Annotated in this window: 8 protein-coding genes and 3 tRNA genes; 4 read left to right on the top strand and 7 right to left on the bottom strand. The window is 46.5% G+C overall.

Features of this window, described 5'->3' with window-relative positions; all coding sequences use genetic code 11:
* Positions 1–135 precede the first annotated feature (135 nt).
* The 5 genes from C8R34_RS15370 to C8R34_RS15345 form a co-directional block, all read right to left on the bottom strand.
* A complete protein-coding gene (locus tag C8R34_RS15370; protein WP_110342071.1) occupies positions 136–1,710 on the bottom strand; it encodes a glyoxal oxidase in 1,575 nt (524 codons plus the stop codon).
* Between the two features lie 196 nt (positions 1,711–1,906).
* On the bottom strand, positions 1,907–3,445 hold the full coding sequence (locus tag C8R34_RS15365; protein WP_110342069.1) for a M10 family metallopeptidase: 1,539 nt from the start codon (positions 3,443–3,445) through the stop codon (positions 1,907–1,909).
* Between the two features lie 542 nt (positions 3,446–3,987).
* A tRNA-Met gene (locus tag C8R34_RS15355) sits at positions 3,988–4,061 on the bottom strand.
* A gap of 88 nt (positions 4,062–4,149) precedes the next feature.
* On the bottom strand, positions 4,150–5,022 hold the full coding sequence (locus C8R34_RS15350) for a PA4780 family RIO1-like protein kinase (RefSeq protein WP_110342067.1): 873 nt from the start codon (positions 5,020–5,022) through the stop codon (positions 4,150–4,152).
* Between the two features lie 115 nt (positions 5,023–5,137).
* On the bottom strand, positions 5,138–5,371 hold the full coding sequence (locus tag C8R34_RS15345) for a hypothetical protein (protein WP_110342065.1): 234 nt from the start codon (positions 5,369–5,371) through the stop codon (positions 5,138–5,140).
* Positions 5,372–5,435: 64 nt separating this feature from the next.
* Between C8R34_RS15345 and C8R34_RS15340 the strand changes: the two genes are divergently transcribed.
* Positions 5,436–6,584 (top strand): HD domain-containing phosphohydrolase, encoded by a 1,149-nt coding sequence (locus C8R34_RS15340; protein ID WP_110342063.1) that lies wholly within the window; start codon positions 5,436–5,438, stop codon positions 6,582–6,584.
* A 19-nt stretch (positions 6,585–6,603) separates the two neighbouring features.
* On the opposite strand, the gene C8R34_RS15335 is transcribed toward C8R34_RS15340, so the two are convergent.
* Both C8R34_RS15335 and hemF read right to left on the bottom strand, forming a co-directional pair.
* The gene (locus C8R34_RS15335; RefSeq protein ID WP_110342061.1) at positions 6,604–7,851 is read right to left on the bottom strand and encodes a dicarboxylate/amino acid:cation symporter; all 1,248 of its coding nucleotides are present in this window, start codon (positions 7,849–7,851) and stop codon (positions 6,604–6,606) included.
* Positions 7,852–7,900: 49 nt separating this feature from the next.
* The gene (gene hemF, locus C8R34_RS15330; RefSeq protein ID WP_110342059.1) at positions 7,901–8,797 is read right to left on the bottom strand and encodes an oxygen-dependent coproporphyrinogen oxidase; all 897 of its coding nucleotides are present in this window, start codon (positions 8,795–8,797) and stop codon (positions 7,901–7,903) included.
* A 334-nt stretch (positions 8,798–9,131) separates the two neighbouring features.
* Here hemF and aroC point away from each other — a divergent pair, with 334 nt between their 5' ends.
* The 3 genes from aroC (at position 9,132) to C8R34_RS15315 (ending at position 10,749) form a co-directional block, all read left to right on the top strand.
* Positions 9,132–10,307, top strand: a complete 1,176-nt coding sequence (gene aroC, locus C8R34_RS15325; RefSeq protein ID WP_110342057.1) for a chorismate synthase — start codon at positions 9,132–9,134, stop codon at positions 10,305–10,307.
* A 224-nt stretch (positions 10,308–10,531) separates the two neighbouring features.
* Positions 10,532–10,608: transfer RNA gene (locus tag C8R34_RS15320), tRNA-Arg, on the top strand.
* A 65-nt stretch (positions 10,609–10,673) separates the two neighbouring features.
* A tRNA-Phe gene (locus C8R34_RS15315) sits at positions 10,674–10,749 on the top strand.
* Positions 10,750–11,268: the final 519 nt, after the last annotated feature.

Genomic DNA, 11,268 nt, shown 5'->3' with positions numbered 1-11,268 from the left:
TACAAAATCAACTCACAGTGATGGATGAAATGGAAGGGAGGTTTGGGCAACTACCGCTCTTCTAAAACTCGGTCGCTTGCGGCCGAGTTCTTTATCTCCTTTACTGGGGCTAAAAACAGTTGTTATTCTATCAGGCTAGCCAATTTGTATAATCTTTGCCACTGACGGAATTCCTCCAGCATTCCAAACAAAAAGCATATAGAAACCCGGAGGAGCTACCTTAGCTGAAGCTGGGGATCGTACGGTTACAATTTTGCTATCTGCTGACGAAGCGGGCAAACTAAAAAAACGTGTTTCGTTATTAAACGCGTGTGTGGTTGCACCAATGCGTGCAAGGGTCACTTTGGCGATGTTATCGGTTGCTTCGATTGAAAATGTTTGATTCCAACCAATCATTGTCGTTGGTGCATCAACGATTACCGGGCGAGGTGCAAATTGACCGCTCCCGTCTTTTTTAAACAGATAAGGCGGGTAGTAAATTTCACCATTAAGTTGCGTTAGCGGGCCTGGCGTACCACCTCCCCCAGTAATGACACTTCCATCTGGAAGAAGCAGTGAAGTCGAATGGTACAAGCGTGCTGTCGTTGCATTTGCTGCTGTTTTCCATACTCCGGTATAAGGATTCCAAAGCTCGGAATCCAGTGCTGCACCTGCCAGATCGTTACCGGTTGATGATCCGCCATTGATCCAGACCCAACCATTGGCGAGTACCGTAGCGTTGCTGTATTGACGGTCTTTTGCCAGAATGCCCCCCGAAGACACGACAGGCTCACCGCTACGATTGATATTGATAACGTGTGCGATACGGTTACTGCGAACCGACAGTATGCGACCTGGTGCAAACATAATACTCGGTAGACTGTTAAGACCTGGTGTTATCGTCGATGCGTATTTTGACAGTGCTCCAGTACCCAACGGGTTGAGCTTGAACATTGCTCCGTCGTGCCCGAGGATGAATACGCTACCCTGCGGGTTTACCCAGGCTCGCGGATAAAACCAAGCAAGCCCTTCGCCAGCGGGCGCGGCTCCGTAAGCAGTATCACTGGTTGCAGAACTGAGTGAACGCCAATGCCCATCTTGAGCACGTACTTCCGGTGTAGGCGAATAAGCGGCTACAGTAGCTGGTATAGTGGATGTCCCGAAAAATTTTCTCATGCTGCGGCCGCCCAACACGACATGCTCGCCATTAGGTAATGTTACTGCCGTCGCGTACCAGCGCTTAAAAGCCATGCTCTGAGACTGGGTTAGTGTGTCTGTAGACGGATCGAAGATATTGACGCTATTGTGTGAATAGTTTTTGATTGTGTTCACTTTGGCTTCGCCGCCGACAAAAAGACCATGACCCGTATCTGGGATCAGTGCTTGACCAGCACAGTAAATATCAGTGTGCGTAATGTTAGGTAAGGTCTCAAACGCACTGGTTTCAATGCCGAGTGAAGGATTCCAAATCACATAAAGCAAATTACCAATCTGTGCGCCTGTTGTGTCCGTTCCATAAGCAAGTACCCGTCCGTCCGGCATCAACATCATGGCGATCGGTATAATCGGCCAGTCATGTAGAGGGCCGAATTTTCCTATATGATGCGCATTTGATCCAACCGCCACTGCGGGAGCGACATTGCCGAAGGATAAGAACAAAATTAAAGCAGCGGGCAAAAGATACTTGATAGACCAGGTTCCTGGTACAAAAAGAGAATGGTTGGATATCATATATTTCCTCATGCTCAATATAAAAACTGGAAAAAATCGACTCTTTTATTTTTATTCAAGATAGTAAAAGAATTCGACTTGTTTTATCAGGCAATAACAGCAGATTTAAGAACGCAGTTAATACCCCGCTGCTTGCGACAGGGTGCTTTATTAAAAAGCTTTCGCTAGTAGGCATTGAGGAAGCATACAGTATGTATCAAATAAACCCAATGCCGGTCTGCATGAGCCCCACCAGATTGATATTGTCGGTGTTGGCACCGCTATCAGCAGCCAATACAGCCAACGCACCGGTTGATATTTGGCCGCTGTCGAGCAGCTTAACGTAAGGAGATTTCTCAGCTTCCGTGGGCGCGGATCCGAACAGATTGTCCCATAGCAGTGTGACGACCTCATCAGACGTTTTCAACCCGGTCGCATTGATCGCGAATTCCCCCAATTGCTCATAGTTCAGGCCCTGATCCGCCTCAGTCAAGCCAATGCCGACATATTCCTGATTAGCGATGGCAGCAGTGCCGAACACAGCACCCAGTAATTTGGCAACCTGACCGGCGTGTCCATCCAGATCCAATGCCAGTTCAGTGTCACTGAACTCCAAGCGCTCAACAGCCATCAACGTATCCTGATTGCCTGAATTAGTATGATCGGTGACGGTGTAACCCGTGGTTGTTCTGTTCAATGTATATTGGTTGCGTTGTGAATCCACCACAACGATGTCGATACCTGGGCCACCATCCAACGTGTTGCTGCTGTTGTTTCCGATTAACACATCATCGCCTTGACCGGCCATGGCATTTTCAATGGTGACACCATCCGCGATCCACACATTGGGAATGGATGAACCCAGATTAACGACATCGGATTGGACATACACCGCCTGGCCAATAAGCGACGCGCCTGCCGGATTCAAGTCGATGAGGGTAGGGAGTGCGCCAGTATACTGCATGGTGTCAATTCCTCCCGCATCCCAAATAGTCTCATGGTAGGTGTTTGCGTCGTCGTAGCTGTAGGTGTCGTTACCGGCATGGTAATTCATGTTGGCGCCGTATATATACTGTATGGCGGCGATATCCAGCACCATCGGTGTGGTGGGATGAAAGGAAAAGTCATTACCTTGATCACCTTGCAGATTGGCATAGGTATAACTCATCAGGGTATGTATGGTGTTATCCAGATCGGCTGGGAGCGTTGCTGCTGTATCATTTTCAGGATCGAAAAAGGGATGTTTGAGGCCTAATGCATGGCCAATCTCATGCAAGATCGTTTTAAACGAAGCAGCACCAGGATCCCATTCTTGGCGATTAAGGAGACTTGATGTGTTGATCCAGATGTCGCCCGCCCAGGCACCGAAGTTGGGCAGATAAGACCAAGCCAGTGTACTTGTTTCTGGATCTTCGCTATAGGCTGCGCGTATATCGCCCACTTCGTCGGTCGTTTCCGTTAATTTTATAAAATTCACATTGGCAACATTTGCCCATTGCTGCAAGGCGTGCTCAAAATTGACCTGGTCTGTGCTAGTGAGCGGTTTTGCGGCATTGCTCCACGGTTCGCCATCGCCGAATGGAGAACCATAACCGAACCCGGGTTGAGTGGACCAGAAGAAAGGGCTATTACTGATTGGGAAGCTGTAGGAAATGGCTGGATTCATCCAACGCAAATCACCCAGTAAAGAATCAATCGCATTGACATTGGCCGGATGAATATCAGTCACACTGCTCGAGACAAATGGTGTGGTCATTGTATGAGTCCTGATGGTAGTTAAGTGCGTGATCTGTAAGTATCATTGGCAGCATACACGAATGTGTGTTTCTAACATAGTTTGCAATAACTTAACACTTTCATTCTGTATATATCACAATAAATTTATATGTCTTTTGATATTATTCTTATTGGTATGATGTTTCTTGAGTTTAGTGGCTGAATAGCTGAGATTCAGATTATCAATTTGGAATTCTATTTTCTTACGTATAAGGTTAAAAAGCGTCAGGAACAGATACGCCATCGACCTGCATGGCGACCTTGCCGGAATTTTGACAGTTGCGGCAGGTAAGCAGCAAAAGATTAGCGATCACGGTCCTTTGTTGCAGCAAGTCAAAATGATGACCGAATCAGGTGATCAAAAACATGGTTGGCAGGAAGATTCTAATGCTGACGAAATTTCTTCGAAAGAGGATTTGTCAGACGAGAACGAGATGGTTAACCTAAATGCACGTTCATCCCGTAAAGCTGAATTTGCTGGAAAGCCGTATGAAACGGCTATTCTCAGCAAGGATAAGCGGGTTGCGGGGGCAGGATTTGAACCTACGACCTTCGGGTTATGAGCCCGACGAGCTGCCAGACTGCTCCACCCCGCGTCAGGACGAGGAGTATAACACAAGCTAGTCTATTCAGGTCAATCAAAGTCTCTTGCTCCCTTCAATTCTCGATAAAATCAATGAAAATTCAGCACTGTGACAAATGACCACCCCATTTTGTTTGTCTATGACGTTGCCAAGCCATTTCTTTTTTGAGTACTGCGTTAATAATTTGTAACACATTACTGACATTGACCGGCTTGCTATTGTCCTGTTGTTTGACGCTCCCGGTCAAAGTCGCATGAGGTAATCTTCCGCGTTGATAATAAGACCATATTTCCGTTGCATAATCGGATTGCGCTAGTTCCGGAGCAAACCGACTCAAATAGGATGTTAAATTGTCAACATCACGTTTAATGATACTGCGTGCTCGGTGATTATCTGCTGCACTAACCGCCTGAGGCAAATCAATAATCACGGGACCATGGCTATCCACCAATACATTGTATGGTGACAGATCGCCATGAACAATTCCGGCACAAAGCATCTGTACAATCTGGTCGATCAAAATTTTATGATACGCACGTGCCTGTTTTGGGGAAAGTATCAGATCACTGAGTCGTGGTGCTACATTTCCTTCCGAATCCGCGATCAGCTCCATCAACAAGACACCTGCAAAAAAGTTATAAAATTTTGGCACCCGTACCCCGGCGATTCCCAAACGACATAACATATCAACTTCAGTACCTTGCCATGCTTCTTCGCGTGCACGTTGGCCATATTGACCACCTTTTTCCATCGCTCGGGCATGCCGGCTATTTTTAACCTTGCGTCCTTCTGTATAACAGGAGCGTTGTTGAAAATTACGCTTATTGCTATCTTTGTATACTTTAGCGCAACGAACATTTTCTCCGCAGCGCACCATATAAATCATGGCTTCCTTGCCGCTCATCAGTTGGCAAATTACGCCATCAATCAATCCTTCATCAAGCAATGGCTCAAGTCTTTTTGGTATTTTCATAGGTTGTTATGTAAGCGTACTGTGGCCTCTAAATACGCTTTTCATCCTCCTGTCATTTTATGATAAAAATAAGTGCAATCCTCGTCGTGGCATTTAATATTGATTCGGATTTGAATTAACCACGTTGCACAAATTGTAAGAAGAATGGTTTCTTTTGGGAATGTGACAAATTGTCGCGTGGCAATTTGTCACATGGTGGTTTTGCAATCAAAACAAGTTTAATATGGACAACAGGCAGTTGAAAAGTTATCTGTGTTGCTGCTACGGTGTTAAAAAGAGGCTCAGAATGTGCTCTTGTTACCCATAAACTGCGCGCTTTCTCGCCTGTTTTCTTGGCATCGGCTGCCACGAATACGTTTCTCAGATGCCTATTAAATGACTTGATTCACCCTAAATTCGCTGGAAGGGATTTTATGCAACAAGAAGAAGATCTGTTTACGCACCAGGATACATTGGCTAATCTGCATGAAAATATGCCACTGACAGAAAAATTACGTTTCTTGCATCAAGTCATGCAACAGGATTTTCCATTTATTGATCGCTTGGCTATCGCGCTGTTCGACGAAAAAACAGAAACGCTCAAAACCTATACCCACAGCACTGAAGGCAATGACAGTCCGATGACCACCTACGATGCGCCGCTGAGTACCGCACCTTCACTACGCGCTATCATCGAGCATCGTCGCCCACGCTTGGTGCAGGATCTCAATATTTTTTCCCACGGTACGCATGAGCATACCAAACGTGTCGCTGCCAGAGGTTATAAATCCAGCTACACCATGCCGCTCTATCAAAGTGGCACTTTCATTGGCTTCCTGTTTTTTAATTCTCACCAGGAGCATCCATTTACACCTAAAGCACTACGTCAGATTGATATTTGTGGCCATTTGATCGCACTGATGGTGATCAATGAACTCACCGCCATACGCACTTTACTTGCTGCGGTTCGCGTCGCACGTAACATGACGCATTATCGTGATCTTGAAACCGGCTCGCATATTGATCGTACTGCGCACTACGCGCGGCTCATTGCTCGCGAGCTTTCTCCAAGCTATCACATCACCGATGAGCAGATTGAGCATATTTTCCTGTTTTCGCCCATGCATGACGTCGGCAAGATTGGTATCCCGGACAGCATTCTGCGTAAACCCAGCAAACTGAACGCGGCAGAGTTTGATGTAATGAAAACCCATCCGGCAAAAGGCCGTGAAATTATTGATTCTGTTCTTGAGGATTTTAGTCTGGAGACATTCGGTCACGTCAATATCTTGCGTAATATTGCCGAGTATCATCACGAAGCGGTTGATGGCAGCGGCTATCCCAACGGTCTGAAAGGTGATGAAATTCCAATCGAAGCACGTATCAGCGCCGTGGCTGATGTATTTGATGCGCTGACTTCACGTCGCTCATATAAAGCACCGTGGAGTAATGAGAATGCTTTCGCCATGTTACGGCAGATGTCCAATTCGAAGCTTGATCGTGACTGCGTGGAAGCATTGATTGACAATGTCGACAAGGTATTGGAAATACAACAGCGTTTCCGCGATAACGATCTGATCTAGAAATTATAATTATAAAATCTTATTTGTCCAATTCGTCTTGCTTGATCCATTTTTGTACCACTAAGCTTCCCACCAGATCTCCTTCTACATTTACCATGGTGCGAACGGTATCGAGTATTCGATCAATCGGTAATAAAATAGCAATTGCTTCAACGGGTAATCCGACCGACTGCAATACCACAGCCATCGTAACCATGCCGGCACTGGGAATACCGGGTGCGCCGATTGCCGCCAGCATGGCGGTCAGAAATACAATCATCTGTTGCATTAGGCTGAGTTCAATACCCACCAGATTGGCAATGAACAGGGCGGCGACTGCTTCATAGAGTGCCGTGCCATCCATATTCATGGTGGCGCCTAGTGGAATCACAAATCCCGCCACATCTCGTTTGACATGCAAATGCTGTTCGGCGCAGCGCAATGTAACGGGTAGTGTTGCTGCGCTGGAACTGGTTGCAAAAGCAGTAATGAGCGCTTCTCGCGCACCCAACCAGAACTTAACAGGCGTCATGCCGGTGGTCAGGTAGAGAATGAGTGGCAGGACTACCATACCATGCAACAAGGTCGTGCCCATCACGATCGCCACAAACTTGATCAAAGTTGCCAGCAGGCTGGTATCTTGCGTAGCAACCAGTTGCAGTAATAACGCCATGATACCGAAAGGCGCCAGGCGCATGATCCAGCCAACCAGCATCAATATCAATTCCAGAAATTCCTGCATTAGTGTCAGGATATTGCGATAGCGCTCACCGCCCACTACCAACGCAATGCCCAGCAATAGGGCAAATATCACCACCGCGAGCACGTTGCTTTGTGCCAATGCGGCGATTGGGTTTTGAAACAGCGAATGCAAGAAATGTGCAAAGAAATCGGGTAGTGACATCTGTGTTGCCTGAAATCCCTGCATGGCATCTTGAAACATTGCAATCTGCAATCCGCCACCGGGTTGCAATAGATTGGCAGTCGTCAATCCCAGCACAACAGCAAGTACCATGGTTGAAAAAAAGAAAATCAGTGCCCCCTGCCAAACACGATTCATTTGCTGATGCGAGCGCAAATTAGCCACACCGACCACAATCGATGTAAAAACTAGAGGAATCAGTATCATACGTAACAGGTCAATGAATAGTGTACTGACCAGTTTTGCTGCATACAAACTATTTTGTGTAATGCTTGATTCCTGCCCTAACAGGGCAAACCAGAGACCCAACAAAACACCGAGTAAAGTGCCCAGCAAGATTTGAGTATTCAATGATATTTTGTTCACTGGTTATTTTCCATTTTATTGTCCTGCGCTAATAAACAAAACAGGCGGGTTACACCCAGTCCTTACCGATCAGAAAATCCGTGTACAGTTTGTCTTCCATACTACCCGCTGCAGGTTTCCAGTCATAGCGCCATTTTACAATCGGTGGCAATGACATCAATATTGATTCCGTACGCCCACCTGTTTGTAAACCAAATAATGTGCCACGGTCCCATACCAGATTAAATTCAACGTAGCGTCCACGTCGATATGCCTGAAAATCGCGCTCGTGTTCGCCATACGGGGTGTCTTTGCGTTTTTCCAGAATGGGTTGATAAGCCGTCAGAAAATTCTCGCCAACATTTTGAGTTAGCTTAAAGCAAGTATCAAAATCGGGTTGATTCAAATCATCAAAGAAAATACCGCCGATACCGCGAGGCTCTTTACGATGCTTCAAGTAGAAATATTCATCACACCATTTTTTCAGCCGCGGATAGCAATCATCCCCAAACGGTTGCAATGCATTCTTGCAGGTTTGATGAAAATGCATGGCATCTTCTGCAAAACCATAGTACGGTGTCAGATCCATGCCACCGCCAAACCACCAGACCGGCGCAGCACCTTCCTTGCGCGCTTCAAAGTAACGTACATTCATATGCACAGTCGGTGCATAAGGATTACGCGGATGCAAAACCAGCGATACTCCCATCGCTTCGAACGAGCGACCAGCCAATTCCGGGCGTGCCGCAGTGGCCGATGCGGGCAACCCGGCGCCATGCACATGCGAAAAATTAACGCCACCGCGTTCCAGAACATTGCCTTCTTCTATCACACTGCTCATGCCGCCACCACCTTCCGGGCGATCCCATTGATCGCGCCTAAATGTTTTGCCGTCTACCTGTTCAAGTTTCGTGACGATGCTACTCTGTAGGTTAATAAGAAATTCTTTGACTCGTGGTGTATTCATGCAAGCTCCCGATTTTAATTTTATTCGATGCAGGGTGTATGGGCATTGGGATATCTCAAGAATTCGTACATTCCTGGCTATCTTCGTATAATCCAAAAGGTCAATATACTTTTGTAATAAAAGCTCTTGGCCAACAAGCTGCATTTTACCGCAGGTTAGCATGATGAAAGCATTTCATTATTGATGCGCCTCAACTCGAATGCGGGTTTCTTGATGACGGACCAGGCGAATTACATGCATTGCGGAAAGCAAGTCGCCAATTTCCTGATGCCGGCTCAAAAAATCAAAAGTACGTGTGATAGACTCGCATAATCCGTTTTAAGAGAAAAATAGAATGTCTGGTAATACATTTGGTAAGCTTTTCAGTGTCACTTCTTTTGGTGAATCTCATGGTCCCGCGATTGGTTGTGTTGTGGATGGTTGTCCGCCAGGATTGGCAATAACCGTAGCAGATATCCAGAGCGAACTGGATCGACGCAAACCGGGTACATCGCGTCATGTGACACAGCGGCGCGAATCCGACACGGTGGAAATTCTCTCCGGCGTGTTTGAAGGACAGACAACCGGTACACCGATTGCATTGTTGATTCGCAACGAAGATCAGCGCAGCAAGGACTACAGCAAGATCATGGATACTTTTCGTCCCGGTCATGCCGACTACACGTACTGGCAAAAATACGGCATTCGTGATTATCGTGGGGGTGGGCGTGCATCGGCGCGAGAAACTGCAGTTAGAGTCGCAGCCGGCGCCATTGCCAAGAAATGGCTGCATGAAAGATTTGGCATTGTCATTCGCGGTTATATGGCGCAACTCGGCCCCATTGAAATTCCTTTCAAGCAATGGGAAGACGTCAACCATAATCCCTTTTTTATCGCGGATAGTAGCTACGTCGATCAATTGGAAACATTTATGGATCAATTGCGTAAATCCGGTGATTCCGTAGGCGCCAAGATCAGTGCGATCGCACAAGGTGTTCCGGTCGGTTGGGGCGAACCCGTCTATGACCGGCTGGACGCCGAAATTGCTTACGCCATGATGAATATCAATGCGGTAAAAGGTGTGGAGATTGGCGCCGGGTTTGCCAGTGTTATGCAAAAAGGTACGGAACATTCCGATGAAATGACGCCGGATGGCTTTTTGAGTAACAATGCAGGTGGCATATTAGGTGGTATTTCTACCGGGCAAGATATCACGGTTAATGTCGCCATCAAACCGACATCCAGTATCCGCCTTGGGCGGCGTTCGATCGACAAAAATGGCACCCCGGTGATTGTTGAAACCCATGGCAGACATGATCCTTGCGTCGGTATTCGCGCCACACCGATTGTGGAATCCATGCTCGCATTGGTATTGATGGATCATGCCTTGCGGCACCGTGCGCAAAATGCCGATGTGAATTGCAAAACACCGAAGATAGCGGGTAGTGTGGGCATTACCAGAAACATCACTGCACAGAAAATAGCGAAAGCACCATTGAAAGAAGACCCAGAGCCTGAAGAAGATGTATGAGCATTAATACAGTTTAATCTTGACAAGATTCGTCAAATACACCATTATCGCCCCCGCAAAAAAGAAATTGTGGTGATGGTGTAGAGAAACAATCGGCTTAGTCGATTACAGTTTGAAGGCATCGAATACTAGTAACAAAAGCAAAGTTCGAATCCCGTAATTGCTTCAATCTGATATAATCTCCCGGTTGGTTAGATAAGCTGGAAGTAATTAGGTTGTACTTAGCGCCCGTAGCTCAGTTGGATAGAGTACTTGGCTACGAACCAAGGGGTCGTGGGTTCGAATCCTGCCGGGCGCGCCACTTTTCGAATAATCTCTTACAACGCATAAACGGCTTTCCGTTTTTTGTCTAGCAGCTTCTCAAATGGCCAAGTAGCTCAGTCGGTAGAGCAGAGGACTGAAAATCCTTGTGTCGGTGGTTCGATTCCGCCCTTGGCCACCAAATAAAACAAGCGCTTAGAGACAAAAAATCCTAAGTGTTTTTTATTTTATGAAAGATGTCACCGATATGTCACCGAGATAAATCAACGACGCAGCCTGAGATTGTGACATTGTGGAATTTTCAACAAGGTCAGTTCTTGTGTCTTGCTGCTGCAGGTTGAGAAACTGCTATTACCGAAATTTCGGTATTAGAAGTGTTGAAATTTGGATTCCCGCGATCCATATTCGCCAGCCTACTGGCAACCATTGCACGCTGTGTCATGTCTAGGTGCCTACGCTTAAGATTTACTCAAGTAGACCATTGAAAAATCATCGATTGTGATTCATTCTGGTAGGTCTTTATTATTCAATTACCGGTAATCGTGCGAAGTCATGCAACATTTGACGCATTTCTGTATTAATTAGGTCTTCCACTTCTCTTACTGTGTCAATCGGCATTGAAAACTTTCCAGGAATCGGCGTCGAAAAGTTTCCACCTGGTATAGTTGGTTAATCGGTTTTTATACACTTCTTACGATGC

Origin of the sequence: Nitrosomonas sp. Nm84 (assembly GCF_003201565.1) — a bacterium.
GTDB lineage: Bacteria > Pseudomonadota > Gammaproteobacteria > Burkholderiales > Nitrosomonadaceae > Nitrosomonas.
This window is presented reverse-complemented; position numbering and strand designations above follow the sequence as displayed.

Excerpts from the sequence above, each read along its gene's own strand:
- C8R34_RS15350 (WP_110342067.1), bottom strand. The coding sequence starts at position 5,022 with ATGAAAATACCAAAAAGACTTGAGCCATTGCTTGATGAAGGATTGATT.
- aroC (WP_110342057.1), top strand. The coding sequence starts at position 9,132 with ATGTCTGGTAATACATTTGGTAAGCTTTTCAGTGTCACTTCTTTTGGT.
- hemF (WP_110342059.1), bottom strand. The coding sequence starts at position 8,797 with ATGAATACACCACGAGTCAAAGAATTTCTTATTAACCTACAGAGTAGC.
- C8R34_RS15340 (WP_110342063.1), top strand. The coding sequence starts at position 5,436 with ATGCAACAAGAAGAAGATCTGTTTACGCACCAGGATACATTGGCTAAT.
- C8R34_RS15365 (WP_110342069.1), bottom strand. The coding sequence starts at position 3,445 with ATGACCACACCATTTGTCTCGAGCAGTGTGACTGATATTCATCCGGCC.
- C8R34_RS15370 (WP_110342071.1), bottom strand. The coding sequence starts at position 1,710 with ATGATATCCAACCATTCTCTTTTTGTACCAGGAACCTGGTCTATCAAG.